Here is a 26,296-nt window from a genome sequence, read left to right on the forward strand (position 1 = left end):
CGGACGTCGTCGTCCGCGTCGTGGGTGGATGGTGGGGCTGCGCGGGTCCGGCGTCAGCCCTTGACGGCGCCGCTGGTCATGCCGGCGACGATCTGACGGTTGAAGAAGATGTAGAGGATGAGCGGCGGGATCGTGATGAGCAGCACGTCGGTGAACAGCAGGTTCAGCTGGCTGACCGACTGGCTCTGGAACGTGTAGAGCGTCTGCTGCACCGTGGCGTTCTCGGACCCCGGCAGGAAGTACAGCGGGTTCGTGAAGTCGTTGAAGACCGTGACCGACTGCACCAGCACGACCGTGATGATGACCGGCTTGAGCAGCGGCAGGACGACCCCGAAGAACAGGCGGATCGGGCCGGCGCCGTCGAGCACGGCGGCCTCGTCGAGCTCCTTGGGGATCGTCGCGACGAAGGCCCGGAACAGCAGGATGCAGAACGACAGGCCGAACGTCGCCTCGACGAGGATCATCCCGCCCATGGTCTTGAACAGGTTGAGACCCTGCAGCACCCAGATCGTCGGGACGATCGCGGGCGGGACGATGAGGCCGGCGAGGACGAAGAAGTTGATCACGCCGTTCCACCTGCTCGGCCGGCGCTGCAGGACGTAGCCGACCATCGCGGCGAACACCACCATGATGACGACGCTGCCGACGGTCAGGACCGCGCTGTTCAGGAAAGCGCGGAGGATGCCACCGTCACCGGTCTGCATGACCGCGACGAGGTTCTGCCACAGCTGCCACTGGGTCGGGAGCGTGAAGCCGAGCTGGTTCGCCTCCGCCGGGGACTTCGCGGCCTGCAGCAGGACGAAGACGAACGGCACGAGGAACACCACGAAGCTGACGACGATGGCGATGGTGCCGATGACCCACTTGCGGGCGTTGTGGCGTCCGCGTGTACGGGACGGGGACAGCCGCTGGCTGGTGATCGCGGTCACAGTTCCGCCTCCTTGCGGTTGAGGAGCCAGGAGATCGGCACCATGATCGCGGTCACGACGATGAACAACACGACGTTGCCGGCGGTCGACAGTCCGTAGAACCCGGCCTGGTACTGCTTGTAGATCACGCTCGCGATGACGTCGCTCGTGAAGCCCGGTCCACCGCCGGTCATCGCCCAGATGAGGTCGAACGACCGAAGACCGCCGATGAGCGACAGGATGATGACCGTCCCCATCGCCGGCCGGGACAGCGGCAGCGTGATGTTCCGGAAGATCGTCCACGAACTCGCGCCGTCCACGCGGGCGGCCTCGAAGTACTCCTGCGGGATCGCGACGATGCCGGCGATGAAGATGAGCGTGGCGATCCCGACGCCCTTCCACACGTCGACCGCTGCGACGCTCCAGAGCGCGAGGCTCGGGTCCGTCAACCACCCCGGCGTCGGGAGGCCGACCGAACCGAGGACGCCGTTGATGATCCCGTGGAACGGGTCCATCAGTGCCTTGAACGTGATGCCGATGCCGATCGTCGACACCAGTACGGGGAAGAACACCACCGCTCGGAGGTACCCGCGCCCGAGCACCGGGCTCGTGAGGAGCAGGGCGAGGGCGAGTCCGAGGACCACCTTCGCCGCGCTCGTCACGAACCCGTACTCGAACGTGTGCACGAACCCGGAGACGAGCTGCGGGTCCTGGAAGAACCGGACGAAGTTGTCGAAGCCGATGAAGGTCTGGTCGAACAGCGTCCAGCGGGTGAGCGAGAAGTAGAACCCCGCGAAGGTCGGGACCGCGAAGAACACGACGTACAGCGCGATCGCCGGGATGAAGAACCACGCCGGGTAGAACGAGCGCATCCGCTTCCGAGCGGGCCCGGCACCACCGGCGCCGGCTCTGGTCGTCTTCGACGGTTCGAGCGCCGTCGTGAGCGTCGCGGTCACCGGATCACCAGCCCTTGAGGCCGAGCTGCTGGGCCTGCTGGACGACGTCCTCGTCGTACTGGTCAGCGCCCTTGGCGGCGGAGGTGATGCCCGACCCGACCTGCACGCAGATCTTCTCGAGGTTCGGGCCCTTGATCGGGGAGAGGAACTCGAGCGCCGGGCTCGCCTTCTTCTCGTCGAGGTACTTCTGCAGGTCGTCGATCATCGGCGGCACCGAGTCGGGGAGCGTGCAGGTCGAGATCACGTACGGGCCGCCGGGTGTGCCGGTGTCGTTCTGCACCTTGCAGCCGCCGGACGAGTTCGCGAAGGCGATGAACTTCTTCGCGGCCGTGAGCTTGTCGCCCGTGGTCGTCTTCGGGATGTACAGGCCGTTCGGCTCCCAGATGGTGAGGTTCGTGTCGTCCGCGTTCGCCGCCGGCAGGGCGAAGGCTCCGATGTCGTTCACGGCGTCAGGGCTGTCCTGCTGGATCGCCGAGATCGCGTTCGTCAGCATCGGGTACTGCGCACCGGTGCCGTCGGCGAGCATCTTCAGGCCGTTCGCCTGCGTGGCCGACGCGTAGTCCTTGTTGTAGAGGTCCTTGTCCTTGCCCTCCTGGAGGTGCTGGAACCCGGCGAGTGCCGGCTGCTTCGCGTAGGACTCCTTGTGCTTCGTGTACTGCGTCGCCCAGTTCTTCTGCTGCGCGGTGATGTTCCCGAAATCGGCGAGGACGAACAGCTGGCTGGTCCAGGTGTCGCCGTAGGTCTGGATGATCGGCGCGATGCCCGCGTCCTTGATCTTCTCGCTGTTGCTGATGAACTCGGCCCAGGTGGTGGGGACGCTCAGTCCGAGCTTCGCGTAGACCTTCTTGTTGTAGAGGACCGCGCCGCCGAAGCTCGTGCCGAACGGTGCGCCGTACATGCCCTTGTCGGTGCTCACGACCTTGGTGAACTGCGGGTCGACGTCCTTCGCCCAGCTCTCCTTCGACAGGTCGACGAGGGTGTTGTCCGGGTTGAGGGCCTGCATGAGCGAGCCGGAGTTGTAGTTGAAGACGTCGGCCATCTCGCCGGTCGACAGCCGGGTCTTCACCAGGTTGTCGCCGTCGGTGCCCTGCGGCTTCGTGTCGAGCTTGACGGTGATCTCGGGGTTGGCCTTCTCGAACGCCGTGATGAGGGCCTTCGCGGTGACGCCGGTCGCCTCCGCGTTGTCGACCAGGTACGTGATCGTGGTCTTGCCGCCGCTGCTGCCGGTGTCGGCGGAGCCGCCCGACGAACACGCGGCCAGACCGCCGATGAGGACCGTGGCGCCGCCGATGGCGAGCAACCTGGTGGTCAGGGAACGAGCTGACATTCCTTACCTCCTCGTAAGGCCCGGGGCAGGGGTACCCCGGGTGAAACGGACCCGGGTCCCGCTCCAGTGCGGGGCCCGGTGCTGCTGTTTAGAACGTTTCAATCGGAATCGAACCACGACGATTGAAGCGTGTCAATCACCGATTCGGATTCGTTACGGAAGTGCGTGCTCCCGCACCGCGTCCCCCTTGTGCCCGCGAAAGCGACAGCCTGCCGCCTCCGCGAAAGCGACAGCCTGCCGCCGAAGTTCGGCGGCACCATGTCGCTTTCGCGGCACAGACAGGCGCGCTCGACGGCAACGTGTCGCCTTCGCAGGTGAAACCGGCCCCGTCCGCCGAGGCCCGGCGCGCCTCAGCCCTCGCGCAGCCGCGGGTCGGCCGGCGTCCGGAGCCGCGCAGCTTCGGCGGCGGCCGCGCGCCCGAGCGTGCTCTCCCGCGCCACGAGTTCGCTGCCGATCACGATCGTCCGGTGCACGTGCTCCTCGGGCGGTTCGCGCAGTTCGTCGAGCAGCAGCCCCACCGCCGCCTGGCCCATCTCCGCTCCGTGCATCGTCACCGAGGTCAACGGGACCGCACCGCCCCACGCCACGGAGTTGTGGTCGCAGCCCGACACCGGGATGTCCTCCGGCACGCGGAGTCCGGCCGCGCGCAGCTCCGTCACGACCGCCATCGCGAGGAGGTCCGTCACCCCGAGCACGCCGTCCGGGCGCTCCGCAGCGGGCATCCGGGCGATGCGGGCGCCGGCGTCGGTGCCTCCCGGCGGGTCGATGTCCCCGGCGTCGACGTCGACCAGCACGACCCCCGGGTGCTCGGCGATCGCCCGGAGCACCCCGGCGCGACGTCGGTGCACCGGTTGGAGGTCCGGCCGTGCACTGACGAAGCCGATGCGCCGGCAGCCCCGCTCGATGAGGTGCGTCGTGGCGAGGTACCCGGCCTGCTCGTTGTCCACGACGACGGAGCAGGCGTCGACCTCGGACGGCTCGTAGTTGACGTAGACGACCGGGTGCCCGTGCCGGCGGGTCAGCTCCACCTGGTCGCGGGACTCCGTCATGGTGGCGAGCAGGATCCCGGACACCCTCGTGCTCTCGAGGTAGGCGAGGTGGTCGCCCTGCGCCTCGAGGTCGTCCTCGCTGCTCGCGATCAGCAGGGTGTGGCCGCGGTGCCGCGCCTCGAGCTGCGCCCCGTTCACCATGTCGCTGAACAGGGAGTTCCGCAGTGACATGACGACGAGACCGATCGACCGCGTGGTGCCCGACACGAGTGCCCGCGCGTTGCGGTTCGGCGTGTACCCGAGCTCGGCGATCGCGTCGCGGACGCGTGCGGCGGTGGCGTCCGCGACCCGCTCGGGGTGGTTGAGGACGTTCGACACCGTGGCGAGCGAGACGCCCGCGCGAGCGGCGACGTGGTGCACGCTCGGCGGTCCGTCGCGCCGTGGGACATGCACCATGGTCCGATCGTAGGCGGAGCGGGATGCGGTCCCGCCCCACCGCCGGACTGGAGGCGCGGTGCGGCGCCGCCCCGCGCCTCCAGTCGGTCGCGGCGGAGCCGACCCGTTCGCGAAAGCGACAGTGTGGCGCGAAGGGTTGCCGGCATTCTGTCGCTTTGCCGGGAGGGACGCCACGGCTTGCCGGGATCCTGTCGCTTTGGCGGAACTGACCGCGCACGACGCGCACGACGCGCGATGCGCGCCGCACAGCGCCGGCGGCGTCAGTGCTCGGCGACCGTGGACTGGCGCACGACGAGTTCGGGCGTGAACTCCACGTGGAGCGTCTCGACGCCCTGGCCCTCCTCGACCTGTGCGAGCAACAGCTCGATGGCTCGGCGCCCGAGGTCCTGCGCCGGCTGCCGCACCGATGTCAGCGGGACGACCGCGACCTCGGCGAACGCGATGTCGTCGTACCCGACGATCGCGATCTCCTCGGGCACGCGGATCGTGCCCCGCATGATGAACGCCTGCTCGAGTCCTACGGCGAGCAGGTCGTTCGCGGCGAACACCGCGTCCGGGCGCTCCGACGCCGGGCGTGCCTGGATCTCCTCGCCGATGCGGCGGCCCTCGAGCACGGACAGCGACGTGGTCGGCAGGACCTCGAGCTCCACGCCGGCCGAGCGTGCCGCTGCGACCGCCCCGGCGTGCCGGTCGGTGACCTGCCGGATGCCGAAGGGCCCCCCGACGAACGCGATGCGGCGGCGCCCGATCGCCGCGAGGTGCGACACGGCGATGCTCCCGCCCGCGACGTCGTCGACCGAGACGGACGCGAAGTGGTCGTCGTCGGAGCGGCGGTCGACGAGGACCACGGCCGTGCCCTGGTCGCGGAGGCGTCCGAGGCGGGTGAGGTCGTCGCCGGCGGGGGAGATGAGGAGTCCGGCGACGCGGCGTTCCTCGAACAGGTCGACGTAGGTGTGCTCGCGGTCGACCGACTCGTCGGAGTTCCCGACCAGGACGGCGAGGCCCTTCCGCATCGCCGCGTCCTCGGCGCCGCGAGCCACGTCGGTGAAGAACGGGTTGCCGCCGTCGAGCACGATGAGCCCGACGGTGGAGCTCCGGCCGGCCCGGAGTTGGCGAGCGGAGTCGTTCCGCACGAACCCGAGCGACGCGATCGCGGACTGCACCCGCTCGACCGTGGCGGGGGCGACCTTGTCCGGTCGGTTGAGCACGTTCGAGACCGTGCCGAGGGACACGCCGGCGAGCGCCGCGACGTCCCGAACGCTCACTGCCATGGGGTCATCCTGACATCGGGCACTCCATTTCGACGGAACGACTTGCCCTCGTGTGGATCGGCGGGTAACGTCCTCGCAGCACCGTTGAAACGATTCACCGACGAACGCACGAACGGAGGACCAATGGCGGTCCGCATCGGAGCCCGCAACACCACGGGCTGGAAGGCGACTATCTCGGTCGCCATGTCGAACTACATCGAGTCCGGGTCGATCATCGCGATCGCCACGAGCCTGAGCCTCTGGCAGGCGCAGTTCCACATCGGGGACCTGCAGGTCGGACTCCTCGCGAGCCTGTCCGCGAACGCGTTCGGCGCGGCCGCCGGCGCGATCATCGGCGGTCCGCTCTGCGACCGCTACGGCCGCAAGTTCATCTACACGTACGACCTGCTCCTCTACATGCTCGGCATCCTGCTCGCGGTGTTCGCCGGCAGTTACGGCATGCTGCTCACCGGGTTCATCCTCACCGGCATCGCGGTCGGCGCGGGGGTCCCCGCCAGCTGGACCTACATCGCCGAGCAGGCCCCGGCGGACAAGCGCGCCGCCCACGTCGGCACCGCGCAGCTCGCCTGGTCGATCGGTCCGATGGTCGGGTTCGCCCTCGCCATCGCGGCCGCACCGCTCGGGTTGCTCGGCAGCCGCCTGATCTTCGCGCACCTGTTCGTCGTCGCCGCGATCGTCTGGTGGCTGCGCCGCGGCCTGCCCGAGTCCGCGATCTGGAAGGACGAGCGCGCCGCCACCGGGACCGCGAACTTCTTCCACGGCATCACCCAGCTCTTCAGCCGACGCAAGAACCTCACCGCGATGCTGTTCCTGTTCGGCGTCTACGCCCTCTGGAACACCGTCGCCGGGCAGGCCGGCATCTTCCAGCCGCGCGTCTACTCGGCGACCGGCGTCACGAGCGTCACGGAGCAGTACGGCCTGCAGATCCTCGTGTGGGGCTGCACCGTCGCCGCGACCTACTTCGGGTTCATGCGCTTCGCCGACCGGATGAGTCGCCGGGTCCTCTACGCCATCGGCGCCCTGCTCGCGATCATCGCGTGGGCCGTCCTCATCTACGCACCGGCGAACCTCGGCACCCTCCTGTTCTTCGCCATCGCCTGGGGCATCTCGTCGGGCATCGGGGCGCAGGCGTTCTACGGCCTCTGGACCTCGGAGCTCTTCGCCACCCGCTACCGTGCCAGCGCGCAGGGCGTGCTGTTCCTGGCTGCCCGCGTCATGGTCGGTCTGCTGAGCATCTGGTTCCCGCTGCTCCTGTCCGACATCGGCCTCCGTGCCCTCGGCGGGCTCATCCTCGGGCTGCTCGCACTGTCGTTCCTCGTCGGCACGATCTGGGCGCCGAACACGCGCGGCAAGACCCTCGACGAGATCGAGGCCGAGCGCTACGGCACGGTCACCAGCATCACGGGGACCGTCCGCACGGTCGACGAGCACGAGGAGCGTCGGCAGGCGCTGCGCGACCAGGTCCGTGGTGCGCGAGACGAGCGGACGCCGCGGTGAGCGACGGCGACCGGCGTGAGCCGCACACCGGGGACCGGACTGGAGGCGCGGCTCACGTCACCCGCGTCTGCTTCCGACTGCAGGTGGCGGCCGAGCACATGGACGCCTACCGGGAGCGTCACGCCGCGGTCTGGCCCGACATGCTGCGGGCCATCGCCTCGGCCGGGCGGCGGAACTACTCGCTCTTCCTCGACGACGACGGCCTGCTCATCGGGTACTACGAGACGGACTCGGTGGCCGACGCCGACGCCTCGCTCGCTGCGTCCGAGGTGGCGACGGCGTGGGAGTCGCACATGCAGGACCTCTTCACCGGGGCCACCGGGCGGGCCGACCAGGCAGCGCGGGTGCTGCCGGAGGTGTTCAACCTCGAGGACCAGCTGGCCGCGGCACGGGGATGACCCGACCTTGCGGTGCTCGTGCCGGGCGGTGCTCGTGCCGGCGGACGTGCTGCCGGCCCGACGTGGTCAGCGGGGGAGTGCCGCCAGGACCTCGGCGGCGCGGACGGCGTCCTCGCGCGAGACGTCCAGGTGCGTCACGAGCCGGATGCGCCGCGGCCCGAGCTGCATGAGCACCACACCCCGTTCGGCCGCCCGGGCCACGAACGCCGCGGGGTCCGAGACCTCGGCGAAGACGATGTTCGTCTGCACCGTGTCCGGGTCGACGTCGAGTGCCGCCGCCAGCACCCGAGCGTTGGCGTGGTCGTCCGCGAGCCGGTCGACGTGGTGCCGGAGCGCGAACCGTCCGGCCGCCGCGAGGAACCCCGTCTGCCGCATGCCGCCGCCGTACCGCTTCCGCCAGATCCGCGCGGCGTCGACGCGCTCACGGGAGGCCACGAGCACGGAGCCGACCGGGGCGCCGAGGCCCTTCGACAGGCAGACGGACACGGTGTCGAACCCGGCGGCGAGCTCGGGCAGCGGTGTCCCCGACGCGACGTGGGCGTTCCAGAGCCGTGCGCCGTCGAGGTGCAGGGCGATGCCGTGCTCCCGGGCGTAGGACTGCACGGCGCGGACCTCGTCGAGCGGCTGGACGGTGCCGCCGCCGAAGTTGTGCGTGTTCTCGACCGCGATCGCCGCCGTCGACACCGAGTACGCGCCCGCGTTCGGCTCGGCGATCTCCTGCACCGCGGCGGCCACGAGACGACCGCGGTCGGAGGCCCAGGTGCGGGTCGTGATGCCGGAGAACACCGCCGCTGCGCCGAGTTCCGCACGGACGACGTGCGCCTGCTGGTCGGCGACGAGTTCCTCCCCGGGGCCGACGAGCAGCCGGAGCCCGAGCTGGTTCGCCATCGACCCCGACGGCGTGAAGAGCCCCGCCTCGCAGCCGAGCAGGTCCGCGACCTCCTGTTCGAGGGCCGCGGTCTCCGGGTCCTCGCCGAAGACGTCGTCACCGACCTCCGCCTCGGCCATCGCGGCGCGCATCGCCGCGGTCGGACGGGTCACGGTGTCGGAGCGGAGGTCGATCGGCGCGTCGGTCACCAGGCAACGCTAACGCGCCGTTCAGTCCACCGATCACCGCCGTGGCTAGCGTGGGGCCCATGCAGCCGCCCGCAGCAGGAACCCTCCGCGTCCTCCACCTCTCCGACACCCACCTGACGGGCGACCGCGCCCTGCACCAGGGATCGGTCGACACCACCGCGGCGCTCGAGCGCGTGCTCGCCCGCGTCGACACCGTTCCCGGCACCGGCCTCGTCGTGGTCTCCGGAGACGTGTCCGAGGACGGCTCCGCGGAGTCGTACGCGGCGGTGCTCGAGCGGGTCGGCGGTTGGGCCGGACGGCACGGTGCGGCGCTCGTCGCCGTCCCCGGGAACCACGACCTCCGCGAGGGGTTCCGGCAGGTCCTCGCGAACGGGCACGTCCTCGGCGAGGGCGGTCGCCCGCTCGCGCACACGATGGAGTACCACCCGCCGACCGTCCCGGTCTGGGGTCAGTCCCTCGTGTCGGGACGCCGGATCGTCACCGTGGACACCAGCGTCCCCGGCGCCGGGTACGGCGAGATCACGGACGCGTCGCTCGACCGGCTCCGCGCCGCCCTCGCCGGAGACCACGCGCCGCACGGCACCGTGGTGGTCCTGCACCACCCGCCGCTGCCGGCCCCGACGGCCCTGCACGACGCGCTCAAGCTCCGGAACCCCGGCGACCTCGCCGACGCGATCAGCGGCTCGGACGTGCGGGTCGTGCTCGCCGGGCACTACCACCACCACTTCGCCGGGTCGCTCGCGGGCGTTCCGGTGCTCGTCGCCCCGGGCGTCGCGAACGACACCGACGTCACGGGCGTCTACGACGAGGAGGCGGCGTACGTCGACGCGGGCGCCCTCGTCGTCGACATCGCCGAGGACGGCTCCGTCTGGTCGACGCCGGTCCGCGTCCCGCGACCGGACGCGGATCCGCTCGCGTTCGCGTTCGACGCGGAGACCGTGACCCGGATCATCGAGGCGTCCACCGGTCCGTGACGCAACCGCCTGCGGGCCGGGAGGCGCGGTGCGGGCCCGCACCGCGCCTCCCGTCGGTCGTCTGCGCGCGTCGGTACCCGGCGTGTTCGGGTTGCGTTCGGGAGCACCGAGTAGGCCGGTGCCACACCTCCAGGGAAGGAGCACCCCATGCGGATCGGCAGTGCAGTGCAGTACGACCGGTACGGCGGGTTCGACGTCGTCGAACTCGTCCCCCAGGAGCGTCCGGAACCGGGACCGGGCGACGTCGTCGTGGAGATCGTCGCGTCCGGACTCAACCACATCGAGCGGTTCCTCCGCGAGGGCGGACTCCGCGACCGCATCGAACTCGAGTTCCCCGCCCACCAGGGGGTCGACTTCGCCGGCATCGTCCGCGCGAAGGGCGCCGAGGTCCGGCGGATCCGCGTCGGCGACGAGGTGATGGGACACGCCCCCGACGGTGGCGCGCACGCGACCTGGATCCGGGTTCCGCGCGAAGCCGTCATGGTCAAACCGACCCACGTTGGCTGGGAGGTCGCCGGCGGCCTGTACCTCGCCGGGTGCACCGCGGTGTCGATCGTCCGCGATCTCCGGCTCGGGCCGGACGACACCGTCGTCGTCAGCGCCGCGGCCGGCGGGGTGGGGCACATCGAGTGCCAGCTCGCACACGACGCCGGGGCCACGGTGATCGCCCTCGGGAGTCCGCGCAACCACGACTACCTGCGGCAGATCGGCACCCTGCCGGTGGTCTACGGGGACGGCGAGGAGACGCGCATCCGTGACGCCGCGGACGGCCGTCCGATCACGGCGTTCATCGACAACCACGGCGACGCGTCCGCTCGGAGCCTGGCGGCCGCGCTCGGCGTCGACGAGAAGCGCTTCGTGTCCTCCGAGGACCGCCGCGACGTCGAGATCCGGTTGCTCCGCGCACCGGCGGCCGATCACGAGGTCATGGAGGACCTCGCCCTGCTCGCGAAGGCCGTCGAGGAACGCCGTGTGCAGGTCCTCATCTCGGGCTTCTACCCGTTCGAGTACATCGTCGACGCCTACGAGGACCTCGCCGAGATGCACTCCCGCGGCAAGGTCGTCGTGGGCATGCAGCCCGTCGAGTCCGGCGCACGACTCGACTGGTACCGCTCCGAGAAGGCCAGGGACCTGCGTGACCGGTACGCGGAGGAGCGCGCACCCGAGACGGAGACGATGGCGGGCGGTTCCGCCTCTCCTAGCTGAGGACGTCCTTCGTGGCGAAGCGGCTGTACGCCAGCGCACCGAACACCACGACGTATCCGAGCTGCAGCACGGCGTTCGACCCGAAGGAGTCGAACGCGATCGGGTCCCGCAGCAGGTCGCCGAACCCGAGCCACTGGTGCGAGAACAGGTACGGGTGCAGCCAGTCCAGCTGCGGCAACTGGTCGAGCACCTGGGACGCCCCCGCGAGCACCACCGTGGCGGCCATCGCCCCGACCGGCACGGTCGTCAGCGTCGACGCGAACAGGCCGATCGCCGACAGTCCGAGCATCGACAGCGCGACGTACAGCGCGAGGAGCAGTGCCCGGCCGGCGTACGACCAGCCGCCGACCTGGGTGCCGGAGAGCAGCGTGACGGGCCCGATCGGGAACAGCACCGCCCCGATCGCCGCCCCGACCAGCACGATGAGCAGGGTCGCCGCGAGGCAGAACGCGACCGCGCCGGCGTACTTCACCAGGATGAACCGGACGCGCCCGGTCGGTGCGACGAGCAGGTAGCGCACGGTGCCGTGGCTGGCCTCGCCCGCGACCGTGTCGCCGGCGACCACGCCGACCGTCAGCGGCAGGAACAGCGGGATCGAGACCGTCAGGGCGGTGAACGCCACGAAGAGCCCGTTGTTCGTGATGTCGCCGAGGAACGCCGGGCCGCCGCTGTCGTCCCCGGTGGTGAGGCGCACCGCGATCGCGATGAGGATCGGCACGAGTGCGAGTGCCCCGAGCATCGCCCAGGTACGGCGGCGCCGGAAGACCAGCGCGAGCTCGGAACCGAGCAGCGCGAAGGGACGCTGCCGACGTCGCGGGAACGAACGGACGTCGGGGGCCCGCCGGACGACGACGTCAGGCTGCGACATCGAATCCCTCCCCGGTGAGCGCGACGAACAGGTCCTCGAGCGTGCCCCCGCCGACCGTCAGGCCCCGCACCCGGACGTCGGCGCGGACGAGCTCGGCGGTGATGGTCTCCGGCAGGAGCTCGTGCGGCAGGTCGGCGACGAGGGCGTCCGCACCACCGTCGTGCCGGGGCGTCAGACCGAGGCGCGTCAGGACGGAGCCGGCCTCGCCGAGGTCCGGGGTGCGGACGGTGACCGTCCGGGCGCCGGCGGACCGGAGCTCCTCGAGGGTGCCCTGCGCGACGAGCCTCCCCGTCCGCATGACCGCGGCGTGCGTGCACACCTGCTCGATCTCGGCCAGCAGGTGACTCGACACGAAGACCGTCGTGCCGTCGTCCGCGAGGGAACGGATGAGGTTGCGGACCTCGCGCGTGCCCTGCGGGTCGAGGCCGTTCGTCGGTTCGTCGAGCACGAGCAGGTCCCGCGGTGCGAGGAGGGCGTTCGCGAGTCCGAGCCGCTGCTTCATGCCGAGCGAGTACGCGTGCGCCTTCTTGTCGGCGGCGTGCGTCAGGCCGACGCGGTCGAGGGCGCTCGCCACGCGGTCCGTCCTGGTGCGCGGGTCCGACGTCGGGTCGGCGGCGTCGAAGCGGAACAGGTTCGCCCGTCCGGACAGGTACGGGTAGAACGCCGGCCCCTCGACGAGCGCACCGACGCGCGGAAGGACGTCGTGCAGCGCCTTCGGCATCGGTTCGCCGAGCACCTCGATGCTGCCGCCCGTCGCGCTCGAGAGCCCGAGGAGCATGCGGATCGTGGTCGTCTTGCCGGAGCCGTTCGGTCCGAGGAAGCCGAAGACGGCGCCTCGGGGGACGGCGAGGTCGATGCCGTCCACGGCGCGCTGCCTGCGGAACACCTTGCGGAGGCCCGTGGTGCGGATCGCGAGGTCCGGTCGCGTGGCCGGTGCGGACACGTCGGGCGCCGGTCCGTGCGCGCCCGACGTGTCGGCGTCCGTCGTGCTCACTTCGCGGCGGCGACCAGGGCGGACACCGGCACGGCGCCCGCGAGCACCCGCCCGTCGTCCGTCAGGTAGACCGACACGAGCGACGTCTGGACCGCGCGACCGCCGTCGACGGACTTCGTCAGCTGGTTCAGCAGCCCGGTGGCGTCGACACCGAGCGACGACCGGTCGACGGTGCCGGCCGGGAGCTCGGCGATCGTGCTCCAGCCCTTCCCGCTGAACGTCGGCTCGTCGCCGGAACGCTCGCCCTGACGGTGCGTTCCGTCGCCGTTCGCGTTCGGTGCGGCGTCGGAGAGGTCCTTCGTCTCGACCTTCGCGTTCGACGGAGGTGTGAAGTCGAAGAGCCGTGCGGCCGGTGCGCCGTACTGCAGGCTGGTGAACCCGACCTGGACGGCGGGGTCGTCCTGCCCCTTCGCCTCGATGGTGGCGCGCAGCGGGAGGCCGGTCTGCTGGTCGACTGCGAGTCGCACCGTGCCGACCAGCGTGCCGGAGGACTTCGGGGTGAGCGTGATCTGCCAGGCGTCGTGTCCGGCGACGCGGACGTCCTTCGGCTTCGACACCGTCGTGGACGGCGTGATCGCCGTGATCGCCTGCTTCGCGACGTCGGACGGCGTGGTGGTGCCGTCCGGGGTGGCCGCGTCCTTCGGCAGCGTGACGTGTGTCGCGGTGCGCTCCTTCGAGTCCCAGGTCCAGACCTCGGACCCGTTGCGGATGACGTCCTGCTCGGCGAGCTGCTGCGTCAGCTGGACGCGCTGCTTGTCCGCGCCGTCGACGTAGACACGAGCGGTGTGCGACGAGGTGAGGAGGCCGAGCGCGTCGGAGGCGTCGCCCTCGAGCGAGGAACCCCCGGAGCCCGTCGGGAGCTCGGGGAGACCGAGGTCGCTCGTCTGCTCGAGCTTGCCCGAGTACTTCGCGTCGGACGACTTCGCGATGCTGGCGATGACGTCGGCAGCGCTCGGGTTCGTGCCTGCGATCGGGTCGCTCGACGCGTTCGCGATCATGGGTGCGGCGACCGCGCCGGCGACGACGACCGGAGCGATGACTGCGGGCAGCCAGGCTGACTTCTTCATCGGTTTCCCCTCGGTGGAGCATTCGGAGTCGGGAGCACGGTACGTCCGGCCCCCGACAGGAGCCTGGGCGTCGCCGTGTTCCCACGATGCCTCGTGCACCACCCACTGTCGTCCCCCGCGAGGATGACCATCGCCGATCGTTCGTAGACTCGTGGGACGACCGACGACGGTCGGTGGCGGCGAGTCGGTGGCGGCGAAGGAGGCGGCATGCGGGTGGTGCTCGGTCTGGACATCGGGACGTCGAGCACGAAGGCGCTGCTCGCCCGGTTCGACGGCACCGTGATCGCCGAGGTCGGACGCCGTCACGAGGTCGACCGGCCCGAACAGGGACTCGTGGAGATGGACTCCCGGATCTGGTGGGACGAGTTCACGACGCTGACGCGGGAGCTGCTCGAGCGGGTGCCGGACGCCGAGGTCGCCGCCGTGGGCGTCAGCGGGATCGGCCCGTGCGTGCTCCTCACCGACGGCGCCGGGGAGCCGTTGCGCCCGGCGGTCCTGTACGGCGTCGACACGCGGACGGCGGAGATGCTCGCCGACGTCACCGCGGAGCTCGGCGGTGAGGGTGCGATCCGCCGGCGGTGCGGCTCGGCGCTCTCCACACAGGCAGCGGGGGTGAAGCTCGCCTGGGCCGCCCGGCATGAGCCCGACGTGTGGGCGCGAGCGGCACGCTTCACGATGCCGTCGTCGCGCATCGTGGAACGGCTGACGGGGGAGTACGTCCTCGACCACCACTCGGCGAGTCAGACCACGCCGCTGTACGACGTGCACGAGAACGCCTGGATCCCCGAGTGGTGCGAGCGGCTCGCACCGGGGCTCGAGATGCCCCGACTGCTCTGGTCCGGGGACCCGGCGGGCGCCGTCACGGACGCGGCGGCCGCGGCCACGGGCCTCCCGGCCGGCATCCCGGTGACGGCAGGGACCATCGACGCCTGGGCCGAGGGAGTGAGCGTCGGGGAGTCCGTGCCGGGTCGGATGTTCCTGCAGTACGGGACGACGATGTTCATGATCGTGCCGACCTCCGAGCCCACCGCGGTGCCCGGCATGTGGACCACGGTCGGGACGCACCCGGGGCAGCCGAGCGTGTCCGGCGGGATGGCGACCTCCGGAGCGATCACGGACTGGTGGCGACGCCTCGTCGACGGAGACTGGGCGACGATGCTCGCGGAGGCCGAGTCGTCGGGCGCCGGAGCGAACGGCCTGCTCATGCTGCCGTACTTCGCGGGGGAGCGGACGCCGATCGCGGATCCCGACGCCCGCGGGGTGGTCGCCGGGCTCACCGTGCGGCACACCCGCGGGGACCTGTACCGGGCGACGCTCGAGGCGACGGCGTTCGCGGTGCGGCACAACGTCGAGGTCCTGCGGGAGGCCGGGGTCGAGGTCCGCGAACTCGTCGGCGCCGGCGGAGGGTTGCTCGGGCGGCTCTGGCCGACGATAGTGACGGACGTCACCGGGCTGCCGCAGACGGTGCCGAGCGTCACGATCGGCGCGTGCTACGGGTCGGCATTCCTGGCGGCGTCGCTCGTCGAGGCAGTGGACATCACGACGTGGAACCCGCCGTCGACCGTCATCGAGCCGGACCCCGACGCGTACGCTGCGTACGAGCCCGGGTACCGCGACTACCGCGAGCTGTACGAGGCCACGAAGTCGGTCGTCCACCGGTTGGCGGAGCGGGGCCGGAGGAGTGCGCCCCGGGGCCCGGACGGCGGGCCCCGGGGTGGTCTCCTGCCGGGCGGGCCCGCCGGCGGGTCGGTCGACCGGTCCTGCTGAGCACCGGACCGGTCCTGCGGTTCAGGCGTGCAGGGCGGGGATGATGGAGACCTTGACGCTGGCGCCGGCGGAGTCGCCGACGAGGTCGAGGGCTTCCTGGAACTGTTCGAGCGGGAATTGGTGGGTGCAGATCTCGGACATCGGCAGCGTTTCGGTCTCGAGCAGTTTGATGGCGGCGGGCCAGGTGTGGGGGCCGAGGTGGGCGCCGCGGACGTCGAGTTCCTTGTCGTCGGAGATGATGGACCAGTCGACGGAGACGTTGTCCTTGAACACGGAGTACTCGACGAAGGTGCCGAGTTTGCGGAGCAGATTGAGGCCTTGTGGGACGGCGGAGGGGTGGCCGGTGGCTTCGATGTAGACGTCGGCGCCGTAGCCGTCGGTGAGTTCCTTGACGCGGGCGACGGCGTCGTCCTCGGCGATGTTGATCGTGATGTCCGCGCCGACCTTGCGGGCGAGGTCGAGCTTGGCCTCGACGACGTCGAGGGCGATGATGCGCAAGGGGTTCTTCTGGCGGGCGCCGGCGATGGCGGACAGGCCGATGGGGCCGGCGCCGGCGATGACGACGGTGTCGCCGAACTTGATGTCGCCGCGTTCGACGGCGTGGAAGGCGCAGGAGAGGGGTTCGGCGAACGCGGCGACCTGGCCGGGGAGTGCGCTCGACACCGGGTGGGTCAGGGCCTTCGCCGGCACGAGGACGTACTCGGCCATGGCGCCGTCGTAGCCCTTGAAGCCGAACATGTCGTGGACGTTGCACATCCAGTAGGCGCCTTCGAGGCAGTACTTGCATTCCCAGCAGGGGACGATCTGTTCGCAGGCGATGCGGTCGCCGAGGGTGACCTTGCGCTTGGTGAGGGTGTCGTCGTCGCCGGCGACGATGGTGCCGACGAATTCGTGGCCGGGGATGCGGTTTGTCTCGGCCCAGGCGGGGCGGTTGTCGTCGCCCCAGAACTTCGCGGCGCCGTGGTAGCACTTCAGGTCGCTGGCGCAGATGCCGACGGCGTCGGTGCGGAGCAGGAGTTCGCCGGGGCCGGGTGTCGGGACGGGGCGGGTCTCGAGGCGGTAGTCCCCGGGGGCGTGCACCACGACGGCACGCATCGTCGTGGGGATGGTGGTTGCGGCGGTCGTCGCCGCGTTCTCGGTCGTCGTCGACATGAGCTGTTCCTCCGTTGGGTGGCTTCGCGACGACTGTACACCACGCGGAACGTTTGTCCAGAACACAATTTCTGCTAGGTTCTGGCTGACTGCAAGGGAGCGCACATGACCACCAGCACGAGCACCGACTTCGCGGCCGCCCTCCGCCAGGGCCCGGACACCGTGGATCTGACGAACGACTTCTCCGGGCGTACCGCGATCGTCACCGGGGGCGCGTCGGGTATCGGGAACGCCATCGCCCGGGCACTCGCGGTGCGCGGTGCGCGGGTCGCGATCGTCGACGTCCGAGCCGAGGGGGCAGCGGCGGCCGCAGCGGCCCTGCCCGCAACCGAAGCCGGCGACGGCGTCCACGCCGGGTTCGGCTGCGACGTCACCGACGAGTCCTCGGTGGCCGGCACGATCGCCGCCGTCACCGAGCACTTCGACGGCATCGACGTCCTCGTCAACTGCGCCGGCATCGTCGCCCTCGCACCGGCTGAGGACCTCGAACCCGGCGCGTGGGCGAAGACCATCGACGTCAACCTGACCGGCACCTACCGCGTCGCGCAGGCCGCCGGCCGTCACATGCTCGCCGCCGGGTACGGCCGCATCGTGAACATCGCCTCGCAGGCCGCCCACGTGGGGATCGACGGCCACGCGGCGTACTGCGCGTCGAAGGCCGGCGTGATCGGGCTCACCCGCGTGCTCGCGCTCGAGTGGGGCGGCCGGGGCGTCACCGTGAACACGGTGTCGCCGACCGTCGTGCTCACCGACCTCGGCCGAGCGGCCTGGGCGAACGAGAACGGCATCCGGCACCAGGACGAGATCCCGACCGGCCGGTTCGCGACGCCCGACGAGATCGCCGCGGCCGTGCTGTTCCTGGCGGGGGAGTCGAGCGCCATGGTGAACGGCGCCGACCTCCGTGTGGACGGCGGGTTCACGATCCGCTGACTCGCCCCGGGACTACGATCACCCCATGTCCGCCGAGATCCCCACCCCGGATGGTGCCCGGACCCGCTTCCCGCTCGACACCGTGTACCAGGCGGCGCGGATGTACTACCTCGAGGACGCCACCCAGGTCGAGATCGCCTCGCGCCTCGGGGTCTCCCGTCCCACGGTGAGCCGGCTGGTCGCCGAAGCCCGGAAGGCCGGACTCGTCCGGATCGAGGTCGTCGACCCGTTCCAGGACGAGACCGTCGCGCTCGCCGAGCGGCTGCAGGTCGTGCTCGCGCTGCCGTCGGAGCGGTGACCGGTGCGTTCCAGCTGGTCGTCCCGGACGTCGTCGAACGCGCGTGCCGCTCGGTGCGCCGCCTCGCCGAGCTCCCGGGCGACGGTCGCCGGGTCCTGCTCGCCGTAGCGGTCCTCGACCGCCGTGGCGTCCTGGTCCCAGTTCGGGAACGTCGGGGCGTCCTCGGCGAGCATGAGCGCGAGCCGCTCCGCCATCTTCCGGTGGACGTCGCGCACGTGGGCGGCGTACTCCAGCGCCGACCAGGTGTGGTCGTCGGGGCGCTCCCGCACGTCGTCGCGCTCGAGCACCCCGGGCCAGGCCGCGGCGTTCGCGTCGATGATGCCCGGCACGTCGCGGATCGTCACGGCGCTGCCGTCGTAGCCGCACTCCGGGCACGCGGACTCGATGACCCACGTCCAGTTCTTCGTCTCGGGTTCGATCGCCATACCCGGATGTTACGGCCTCGTTATTCAGGCTCTGCGATGCCCGCACACGCGCGGATCCACTGCGGCCCCCGTTCGGGTGACACGCCGGTTCCTGTGAATCACCGGCCAATGACATTTCGGTTGCTCGGTAACGTCGCTCGCTGTTCCCGGGCCGGTACCCGCCGGCCCGCCGATCCCTCGAGGAGAAACGCATGGGCTCCGATCCCAGCCATACCCCGATCCGACCCGCGCGGCGCCTCCGTGTGAGCGACGTCACCGTGGTCGACAAGAGCATGATGCGCCGAGCCGTCAGTGGCATGGTCGTCGGCAACACCATGGAGTGGTACGACGTCGGCGTCTACGGCTACCTGGCCGTCACGATGGGGAAGGTCTTCCTCCCCACCGCCGAACCCGCCGTGCAGATCCTGTTCAGCCTCGGCGTCTTCGCCGCGACGTACGTCGCCCGTCCACTCGGCGGGATCGTCTTCGGACGGCTCGGCGACCGCATCGGTCGCCAGAAGGTGCTCGCGACGACGCTGATCATGATGGCGGCGTCCACGTTCCTCATCGGAGCACTGCCCGCCTACGCCACGATCGGTGTGTTCGCACCGATCGTGCTCGTCGTCCTGAAGCTCGCGCAGGGCTTCTCCACCGGCGGCGAGTACGCCGGTGCGACGACGTTCGTCACCGAGTACGCGCCGGACCGTCGCCGCGGCTTCTTCGCGAGCATCCTCGACTTCGGCAGCTACCTGGGCTTCGCGCTCGGTGCGACCGTCGTCTCCGTGCTGCAGATCTCCCTCGGCGACGAGGCGATGACGGCGTACGGCTGGCGCTTCCCGTTCCTCGCCGCCGGGGTGATCGGTGCCGTCGCGATCTGGTTCCGTCTGCGCATCGAGGAGTCCCCGGTGTTCCAGGCGACGCAGGCCGCGCAGGAGGCGGCGGACGACGTCCACGCGTCCTTCGAGGGGCGTCCCGCGAACCTGTTCGCGATGCTCCGCGACCACTGGCGCCCGATCCTCATCGCGGTGATGCTCGTCGCCGCCTCGAACACCGTCGGGTACGCGCTGACGTCGTACATGCCGACGTACCTCACCGACTCGCTCGGCTACTCGGCGCTGAACGGCACGCTCCTGACGATCCCGGTGCTCGTGCTGCTCGCGGTCATGCTGCCCCTCACCGGCAAGCTCTCGGACAAGCTCGGCCGCCGCGTCGTCATGTGGATCGGTGCCGGCACCACCGTCGTCCTCGTCGTCCCGGCGTTCCTGCTCATCGGGCACGGGGCGCAGTGGTCGACGCTCACCGGTCTCGCCCTGCTCGCACTCATGACGGCGCTGTGGGTCTCGAACCAGGCCGCGTCGCTGCCGGCGCTCTTCCCGACCGCGACCCGGTACGGCGGCATGGGCTTCGCGTACAACATCGCGATCGCGGTGTTCGGCGGGACGACGCCCCTCATCGTGCAGGCCCTGCTCACGGCGACGGGTGACGAACTCGCGCCCGCGTACTTCCTCATGGCGATGAGCGTCATCGGGGCGATCGGGGTGTTCTGCATGAAGGAGTCCTCGCGCCGGCCGCTGCCCGGGTCGATGCCGGCGGTGGAGACCGAGGAGGAAGCCCGCGAACTCGTGCTCACGCAGGACACGAACCCGGACCTCGACCTCGGCGACCTGCCGTTCGCGGCCGAGGACGCCGTGCGCCGAGCCCAGGAGGCCGCGCGTGAGGCGGAGCTGACGCGGGCGCACTGAGCTCGGCGCGTGAGGCGCGGTGCGGGAGGCGCGGTGCGGGGCGGTCCCGCACCGCGCCTCCCGCCCGTGTCCGTAGGGTGGCTGCATGCGACTGCTGCTCATCCGTCACGGCCAGACCCCTGCGAACGTGAACGGCGTCCTCGACGCCGTCGTCCCCGGACCGGGCCTGACGGAGCTCGGGCAGCAGCAGGCGGACGCGCTGCCGGCGGCGCTCGGCGACCGGGGCATCGAACGGCTCTTCACCTCGACGATGGTCCGGACGCAGGTCACCGCGGCGCCGCTGGCCACCGCGCTCGGACTCGAGCCGGTGGTGCTGCCGGGGCTCCGCGAGATCGAGGCCGGTGACACCCAGGGCAGGAGCGACAGGGTCTCCGTGCAGACGTACCTCTCGACCGTGCACGGCTGGTCCCAGGGCGACCGGACCATCCGGATGCCCGGGGCCGAGAGCGGCGTCGAGTTCTTCGAGCGTTACGACGACGCCGTGCGGCAGATCCTCGAGACCGGGGTCGAGGTCGCGGCCGCGTTCAGCCACGGCGCGGCGATCCGGACGTGGGCGAGCGCCGCGGCGCAGAACACCCCGGACGAGTTCGGGACGAAGCGGCACCTGGAGAACACCGGGATCGTCGAGGTCGAGGGTTCGTTCGACGACGGCTGGCGCCTCATCGACTGGGAGGGTGAGCCCGTCGGCGGTGAGCAGCTCATCGACCGGACGGCGCAGGACCCCACCGGCGAGCGCTTCTGACGCGCCGCGGTCACGGCGGCGGCTCGCAAAACGCAAAGGAGGCGGTTTCTCGCAGCGCCATATCGCTGCGAGAAACCGCCCTCCTTGCGTCTTGCGGGAGGAGGGAGGAGGCGAGCGCTACGCGAGCTGCGACGCGGACGTCAGCGGCACGATCACGCCGTGCGCCTCGCGCAGGACGTCGAGCGTGCGCTGGATCTCGTCCGCGCGCTCTTCGGGCGTCCAGCCCAGGGGCGACGCGAGCACGTCGGCCAGCTCGTCGAGCAGGTCGATCGTGACCCCGCCCACGAACGCGAGGTTCGTGCGCCGCAGCACCACGTCGACCAGGTGCACGGCCTGCTCGTGCTCGGCGAAGTACGCGACCTCGGCGCGGGTGAGCGCCGGGTCCGACTCGAGGGGCTCGACGGGGCCGTTCACCAGGACGTCGACGACCTCGGCGGCGCGGGTGCCGTAGCGCTCGAGCAGCCCCTCGACGATCGACGCGTCGAGGCCGTCCCGGTGCGACCTGATCCAGAGGGCACGCTGCGCGTCGGTGGTCGGGAACTCGTTGCCGCCGCCGATCGGGAGCCCTGCGGTGTCGACGGTGCGGGTGATGCCGAGCTTCGTGGTGACGTCGGTGGAGAGGTGCGCGGCGAGGGCGCGGAACGTGGTCCACTTGCCGCCGACGAGGGAGAGCACCGTGGTCCCCGGCAGCCCGGCGATCGGGGTGTCGACGATCCGGTAGTCGCGGGACACGAAACCGGGGGCGGTGTCCTCGTGGCGGGGGAGCGGGCGGATGCCGGAGTAGCGGTAGACGATGTGGTCGCGGTTCAGCTCGATCTGCGGGAAGACGTGCTTCACGAGGCCGAAGAAGTAGTCGACCTCTTCCTCCGTGCAGACGGCCGGCTGTGACGGGTCGGCGTCGATGTCGGTCGTGCCGATGAGCACCCGGCCCTTGAGCGGGTAGATGAGGACGATGCGGCCGTCATTGTTCTCGAAGAACAGCTCGCGGCCCTTCGTTGCCTCGAGCAGCTCGGGGTTGTCGACGACGATGTGGGAGCCCTTCGTGCCGCCCATGTACTTCGTCTCGCCGCCGAACGCCTCGTTCGTGAGGTCCGTCCAGGGTCCGGACGCGTTGATGACGACGTCGGCGGTGAAGACGAACTCGTCGCCGGTCTCCTGGTCGCGCAGCAGGACGCGGCCGTCCCGGGTGCCGGCGGCTTCGACGTAGTTCACGGCGCGGGCGGTGGACGCCGCACCGTCGCCCGACCCGGCGGCGAGGCCGTCCTTGAGGACGTCGAGTGCCAGGCGCTCCGGCTCGTGCACCGAGGCGTCGTAGTAGGTGCCGGTGTACTTGAGGTCCTTGTTGAGCGCCGGCATGTCCTCGAGTGCCGCCTTCTTCGTGAGGAAGCGGTGCTTCGGGACCGAGCCGCCGTCGCGCGAGAAGGAGTCGTAGATCGTCATGCCGATCTTGATGAGCGCCGCACCGCGCTCCTTCGTGGAGCGCTGCTTGTGCGTGAGCATGCGCAGCGGGGCGTTCATGATGCCGGAGAACGTCGAGAAGATCGGCATCGTGGTCTGCAGCGGCTTGACGTAGTGCGGCGCGATGCGGATGAGGCCGTTGCGCTCCTGCACGCTCTCGCGCACCAGGCGGAACTCGCCGTTCTCGAGGTAGCGGATGCCGCCGTGGATCATGTGGCTCGACGCGGCCGAGGCGCCGGAGGCGTAGTCGCCGCGCTCGACGAGGGCGACGTCGACTCCCTGCAGCGCGAGGTCGCGGAAGGTGGCGATGCCGTTGATGCCGCCACCGACGACGAGGACCTGTGCGTTCGGGCGCTCCGTGAGCGCGTTCACCGTGTTCCGGGGCTGCGTCTTCTTCGACATCGTGCGTCGCTTCCTTGGTCGGTTCCGTGCTGGTCGACACGATCGTGCTCCCCGGTTGGGAGGTCGGGCAACTCGCGTGCACGAACGTGCAGCACGTCCGTCGCGACGTGCCGACGGAGGGCCAGGAGGCGCGACAGGGGTTGCAGAGGCCGTGCACGTCCGTGCATGCTCGGTTCCCATGAGTGACGCAGCGCAGTCCATGCGCACGCAGCAGGCGCTGCGCGCCGCGCATCTGTACTACCTGCAGGACCTGACGATGGACGCGATCGCCGACGAGCTCGGCACCTCGCGGTCGTCGGTGTCCCGCCTGCTGAAGTACGCGAGGGACACCGGGCTGGTCGACATCCAGATCCGCTCGCCCCTCGACCAGGCCGCCGCGCTCAGTCGGAGCATCCGGTCCCGGTTCGGCGTGCACGCGCACGTGGTTCCGGTGCCGGACCACACCAGCGACGTCGACCGTCTCGAACGGGTCGCGCTGTCCGCAGCACGGATCCTCACCCAGTACGTCGAGTCGAACATGGTGATCGGCATCTCGTGGGGGTCGACCGTGAGCGCGGTCAGCCGGTACCTCGTGCCGAAGACCACGCACGGCTCGACGGTCGTGCAGATCAACGGCGCCGCCAACACCCGCACGACCGGCATCGTCTACGCGTCCGAGATCCTGCGCCGGTTCGGCGAGGCGTACGGCGCGTTCGTGCAGCAGTTCCCCGTGCCGGCCTTCTTCGATGACCCGTCCACGAAGGAGGCCCTGTTCCGGGAGCGCTCGATCCGCCGCGTGCTCGACCTGCACGAACGGATGGACCTGGTGGTGTTCGGTGTCGGTGCGCCGCAGGCCCCCGTGCCCTCGCACGTGTACTCGGGCGGCTACCTCGACCCGTCCGACCGCGAGGACCTCGCGCAGGCGGAGGTCGTCGGCGACGTGTCCACCGTGTTCTACCGGGCGGACGGGTCGTGGAAGGACATCGGCGTCAACGCCCGGGCGGGCGCGCCGGACCTCGACACGATCAAGCGCGCACCACGCCGGGTCTGCGTGGTCGCCGGGCGTTCGAAGGCGGCGTCGCTGCGCGGGGCGCTGGCGGCCGGACTCATCACCGACCTCATCCTCGACGAGAGCGTGGGCCAGGCGATCCTGGAGCCGTGAGTCGGGACGCGATCCGCTCTTGTCGGCGTTGCCGGGTAGGTTCGGATGCATGGTCGCCATGCCCGATACCCGCCCGCCCGGCGACACGCGGTACTTCCGGCGGCTCATGGGCACGGATGTCGACCAGGCACTCGCGTTCTTCACCGGCGACTACGACTTCCGCACCCCTCGCGTCCGGCGTACCAGGCCGCAGGCCCACTGGGACTTCGCCGGCGTCGGGGACGAGCGACTGTCCCTCCGGTCGTCGCGCTTCCTCGTCGACCTGCGGAGCGACAGTCGTGTCGACGACGAGTTCGTGGTCGCCTGGATGCGCAGCGGTTCGAGCACGCTCACGCACGACGGTACGTCGTACGACCTCGAGCCGGGCGTCCCAGTCGTGCTGCCGTTCGCGGCCGCCTACGAACTGCACCACCGTGACATCGCGCTCAACCTCGTGCACCTCGACGCCGCGTTCGTCCGGTCCGTCGTGGGCGAGGACGACTTCGCGTTCGAGCCGATGCGCCGCCCGTCGGCCGAGGGGATGCGGACGTGGCAGTCCGTCGTCCGCGCCTACTCGTCCACGTGGCTCGACGTCGACCACGGGCTGACCGAGTCCTCGCAGCGGGACATCGCCGAGGCGTTCGCGAGTGCGGCGATCGCCGCGTTCCCCCAGCGTGATCGATGGCGGTCGGCCGTGACCGGCAGCGGGCCCGAGCACGAGCGGCTGAGACGTGCGCTCGAGTACGTGCACGAGCACGCGCGCGACGCGATCGGCACGCCCGAGATCGCCGCCGCCGCGGGCCTCAGCCCGCGGGGGTTGCAGCAGTCGCTCCGGCGGCACCTCGACCAGACGCCCGGCGACCTGCTCCGCAGCGTGCGGCTCGACGGTGCACGAGCCGACCTCGTGCGGGCCGACCGCGACGAGACCTCGGTGGCGGACGTCGCGCGGGCCTGGGGCTTCGGGCACCTCGGGCGGTTCTCGGCGACGTACCGCGCCCGCTTCGGGGAACTGCCGAGCGAGTCGCTCCGTTCGCGCTGACACCGAATTCCGTGGCACGGATTCGCGAGAACCTGCCCGGATGTTCTGCCGTCACGTCGCTGTAACGAACCCGGCGCTCAATGGTGGGGACGAACGCACCGCCCACGAAGGAGTCCGCAATGCTCATCGGCGTCCCCACCGAGATCAAGAACAACGAGTTCCGCGTCGCCGCCACCCCTGCCGGCGTCGCCGAGTTGGCACTGCACGGCCACGAGGTGCTCGTGCAGGCGGGCGCCGGGGACGGATCGTCCTTCGCGGACGCCGAGTACGCGGCCGCCGGAGCCACGATCGTGGGTTCGGCGGACGACGTCTGGTCGCGGGCCGAGCTCGTCCTCAAGGTGAAGGAGCCGGTCGCGTCCGAGTACGACTCGATCCGGCCCGGCCAGGTGCTGTTCACCTACCTGCACCTCGCGGCGGACCGTCCGCTCACCGACGCCCTCGTCGACTCGGGCGCGACCGCGATCGCCTACGAGACCGTGCAGCTGCCGGATCGGTCGCTGCCGCTGCTCTCGCCGATGTCCGAGATCGCCGGACGGCTCTCGGCGCAGGTCGGCGCGAACCACCTCATGCGCGCGAACGGCGGTCGCGGGCTGCTGCTCGGTGGCGTCCCCGGTACGCCGAAGGGCCGCGTCGTGGTCATCGGCGGCGGGGTCGCAGGGGAGCACGCCGCGACGATGGCGCTCGGCATGGGTGCCGACGTGACGGTGTTCGACATCAGCCTGCCGCGGCTCCGTGCGCTCGACGCCCGGTTCGACGGCCGGATCACCACGCTGCGGTCGTCCTCGCACGCCATCGCCGAGGCACTGCGAACCGCTGACCTCGTCATCGGATCCGTCCTCATCCCGGGCGCCTCGGCACCGAAACTCGTGACCGACGCCATGGTCGCGGACATGCAGCCCGGGTCGGTGCTCGTCGACATCGCGATCGACCAGGGCGGCTGCTTCGAGGGCTCCCACCCGACGACCCACGACGACCCGACCTTCGCCGTGCACGACACCGTGTACTACTGCGTCGCCAACATGCCCGGCGCGGTGCCCCGGACCAGCACGATCTCCCTGACGAACGCCACGCTGCCGTACGCCGTGGCGATCGCGAACCAGGGGTGGGAAGCGGCGACCGCCGCCGACCCGGCGCTGGCGCTCGGGGTGAACGTGCACGCGGGGCGGGTCGTGAACGAGGCGGTCGCGGCCGCGCACGGCCTGACGCCGGCGGTGCGCTGACGCGGCGCCACCTCGCCCTGCGTACGGTGGGGGC

At 70.9% G+C, this 26,296-nt stretch carries 23 protein-coding genes and 1 pseudogene; 12 read left to right on the plus strand and 12 right to left on the minus strand.

The window, feature by feature from the left end:
* Nucleotides 1–53: 53 nt before the first annotated feature.
* The 5 genes from HP507_RS15395 to HP507_RS15415 all read right to left on the minus strand — a co-directional run bounded on the left by HP507_RS15395 (nt 54) and on the right by HP507_RS15415 (nt 5,907).
* Complete coding sequence (locus HP507_RS15395) at nt 54–920, minus strand: carbohydrate ABC transporter permease (RefSeq protein ID WP_271207284.1); 867 nt, start codon at nt 918–920, stop codon at nt 54–56.
* A gap of 5 nt (nt 921–925) precedes the next feature.
* Entirely contained in the window at nt 926–1,780 is an 855-nt protein-coding gene (locus HP507_RS15400) for a carbohydrate ABC transporter permease (RefSeq protein ID WP_175352825.1), read from the minus strand.
* Nucleotides 1,781–1,868: 88 nt separating this feature from the next.
* A complete protein-coding gene (locus tag HP507_RS15405; RefSeq protein WP_175352673.1) occupies nt 1,869–3,191 on the minus strand; it encodes an ABC transporter substrate-binding protein in 1,323 nt (440 codons plus the stop codon).
* Nucleotides 3,192–3,541: 350 nt separating this feature from the next.
* Nucleotides 3,542–4,636, minus strand: a complete 1,095-nt coding sequence (locus tag HP507_RS15410; protein WP_175352674.1) for a LacI family DNA-binding transcriptional regulator — start codon at nt 4,634–4,636, stop codon at nt 3,542–3,544.
* A gap of 260 nt (nt 4,637–4,896) precedes the next feature.
* Entirely contained in the window at nt 4,897–5,907 is a 1,011-nt protein-coding gene (locus tag HP507_RS15415; protein WP_175352675.1) for a LacI family DNA-binding transcriptional regulator, read from the minus strand.
* A 123-nt stretch (nt 5,908–6,030) separates the two neighbouring features.
* On the opposite strand from HP507_RS15415, the gene HP507_RS15420 reads away from it, so the two are divergent.
* On the plus strand, nt 6,031–7,404 hold the full coding sequence (locus HP507_RS15420; protein WP_217508846.1) for an MFS transporter: 1,374 nt from the start codon (nt 6,031–6,033) through the stop codon (nt 7,402–7,404).
* A complete protein-coding gene (locus HP507_RS15425) occupies nt 7,401–7,802 on the plus strand; it encodes an L-rhamnose mutarotase (RefSeq protein WP_271207247.1) in 402 nt (133 codons plus the stop codon). Before HP507_RS15420 ends, HP507_RS15425 begins: the two co-directional genes overlap by 4 nt.
* 66 nt (nt 7,803–7,868) lie before the next feature.
* Here the strand turns inward: HP507_RS15425 and HP507_RS15430 are convergent, their stop codons facing one another.
* On the minus strand, nt 7,869–8,879 hold the full coding sequence (locus tag HP507_RS15430; protein WP_271207246.1) for a threonine aldolase family protein: 1,011 nt from the start codon (nt 8,877–8,879) through the stop codon (nt 7,869–7,871).
* Nucleotides 8,880–8,938: 59 nt separating this feature from the next.
* Here HP507_RS15430 and HP507_RS15435 point away from each other — a divergent pair, with 59 nt between their 5' ends.
* Nucleotides 8,939–9,853, plus strand: coding sequence for a metallophosphoesterase (locus tag HP507_RS15435; RefSeq protein WP_175352676.1), 915 nt, complete (start codon nt 8,939–8,941; stop codon nt 9,851–9,853).
* Nucleotides 9,854–10,000: 147 nt separating this feature from the next.
* Nucleotides 10,001–11,059: an NADP-dependent oxidoreductase gene (locus HP507_RS15440; protein WP_175352677.1), complete on the plus strand. Its 1,059-nt coding sequence runs from the start codon at nt 10,001–10,003 to the stop codon at nt 11,057–11,059.
* On the opposite strand, the gene HP507_RS15445 is transcribed toward HP507_RS15440, so the two are convergent.
* The 3 genes from HP507_RS15445 to HP507_RS15455 are packed head-to-tail and all read right to left on the minus strand — an operon-like array spanning nt 11,052 to nt 13,988.
* Complete coding sequence (locus HP507_RS15445; protein ID WP_175352678.1) at nt 11,052–11,927, minus strand: ABC transporter permease; 876 nt, start codon at nt 11,925–11,927, stop codon at nt 11,052–11,054. The two genes, HP507_RS15440 and HP507_RS15445, sit on opposite strands and share 8 nt — an antisense overlap.
* A complete protein-coding gene (locus HP507_RS15450) occupies nt 11,914–12,870 on the minus strand; it encodes an ABC transporter ATP-binding protein (protein WP_175352829.1) in 957 nt (318 codons plus the stop codon). Before HP507_RS15450 ends, HP507_RS15445 begins: the two co-directional genes overlap by 14 nt.
* Before the next feature lie 47 nt (nt 12,871–12,917).
* Nucleotides 12,918–13,988, minus strand: a complete 1,071-nt coding sequence (locus HP507_RS15455; protein WP_175352679.1) for a LolA family protein — start codon at nt 13,986–13,988, stop codon at nt 12,918–12,920.
* Between the two features lie 207 nt (nt 13,989–14,195).
* Between HP507_RS15455 and HP507_RS15460 the strand changes: the two genes are divergently transcribed.
* The gene (locus HP507_RS15460) at nt 14,196–15,755 is read left to right on the plus strand and encodes an FGGY-family carbohydrate kinase (RefSeq protein WP_175352680.1); all 1,560 of its coding nucleotides are present in this window, start codon (nt 14,196–14,198) and stop codon (nt 15,753–15,755) included.
* A gap of 21 nt (nt 15,756–15,776) precedes the next feature.
* Here the strand turns inward: HP507_RS15460 and HP507_RS15465 are convergent, their stop codons facing one another.
* Nucleotides 15,777–16,907: a zinc-binding dehydrogenase gene (locus HP507_RS15465; protein ID WP_175352681.1), complete on the minus strand. Its 1,131-nt coding sequence runs from the start codon at nt 16,905–16,907 to the stop codon at nt 15,777–15,779.
* 105 nt (nt 16,908–17,012) lie between these two features.
* Between HP507_RS15465 and HP507_RS15470 the strand changes: the two genes are divergently transcribed.
* A complete protein-coding gene (locus tag HP507_RS15470) occupies nt 17,013–17,837 on the plus strand; it encodes a GolD/DthD family dehydrogenase (RefSeq protein ID WP_175352682.1) in 825 nt (274 codons plus the stop codon).
* A gap of 100 nt (nt 17,838–17,937) precedes the next feature.
* Complete coding sequence (locus tag HP507_RS17620) at nt 17,938–18,135, plus strand: MarR family transcriptional regulator (RefSeq protein ID WP_254701173.1); 198 nt, start codon at nt 17,938–17,940, stop codon at nt 18,133–18,135.
* Here the strand turns inward: HP507_RS17620 and HP507_RS18030 are convergent.
* Nucleotides 18,132–18,560, minus strand: a pseudogene (locus HP507_RS18030) (DinB family protein); the annotation flags it as partial. The gene HP507_RS17620 and the pseudogene HP507_RS18030 overlap by 4 nt on opposite strands.
* 191 nt (nt 18,561–18,751) lie before the next feature.
* On the opposite strand from HP507_RS18030, the gene HP507_RS15480 reads away from it, so the two are divergent.
* Nucleotides 18,752–20,281, plus strand: a complete 1,530-nt coding sequence (locus HP507_RS15480) for an MFS transporter (RefSeq protein ID WP_175352684.1) — start codon at nt 18,752–18,754, stop codon at nt 20,279–20,281.
* 85 nt (nt 20,282–20,366) lie between these two features.
* Nucleotides 20,367–21,023: a histidine phosphatase family protein gene (locus tag HP507_RS15485; RefSeq protein WP_175352685.1), complete on the plus strand. Its 657-nt coding sequence runs from the start codon at nt 20,367–20,369 to the stop codon at nt 21,021–21,023.
* Nucleotides 21,024–21,140: 117 nt separating this feature from the next.
* On the opposite strand, the gene HP507_RS15490 is transcribed toward HP507_RS15485, so the two are convergent.
* Nucleotides 21,141–22,883, minus strand: a complete 1,743-nt coding sequence (locus HP507_RS15490) for a glycerol-3-phosphate dehydrogenase/oxidase (protein WP_175352686.1) — start codon at nt 22,881–22,883, stop codon at nt 21,141–21,143.
* 178 nt (nt 22,884–23,061) lie between these two features.
* Between HP507_RS15490 and HP507_RS15495 the strand changes: the two genes are divergently transcribed.
* The 3 genes from HP507_RS15495 (at nt 23,062) to ald (ending at nt 26,262) form a co-directional block, all read left to right on the plus strand.
* The gene (locus HP507_RS15495) at nt 23,062–24,024 is read left to right on the plus strand and encodes a sugar-binding transcriptional regulator (protein WP_246328478.1); all 963 of its coding nucleotides are present in this window, start codon (nt 23,062–23,064) and stop codon (nt 24,022–24,024) included.
* A 49-nt stretch (nt 24,025–24,073) separates the two neighbouring features.
* Nucleotides 24,074–25,042 carry a helix-turn-helix domain-containing protein gene (locus HP507_RS15500; protein ID WP_175352687.1) on the plus strand — a complete coding sequence of 323 codons (969 nt, stop codon included), beginning with the start codon at nt 24,074–24,076 and terminating at the stop codon, nt 25,040–25,042.
* Between the two features lie 119 nt (nt 25,043–25,161).
* Nucleotides 25,162–26,262, plus strand: coding sequence for an alanine dehydrogenase (gene ald, locus HP507_RS15505; RefSeq protein WP_175352688.1), 1,101 nt, complete (start codon nt 25,162–25,164; stop codon nt 26,260–26,262).
* Nucleotides 26,263–26,296: the final 34 nt, after the last annotated feature.

The organism is Curtobacterium pusillum (genome assembly GCF_013359865.1).
Classification (GTDB): Bacteria; Actinomycetota; Actinomycetes; order Actinomycetales; family Microbacteriaceae; genus Curtobacterium; species Curtobacterium pusillum.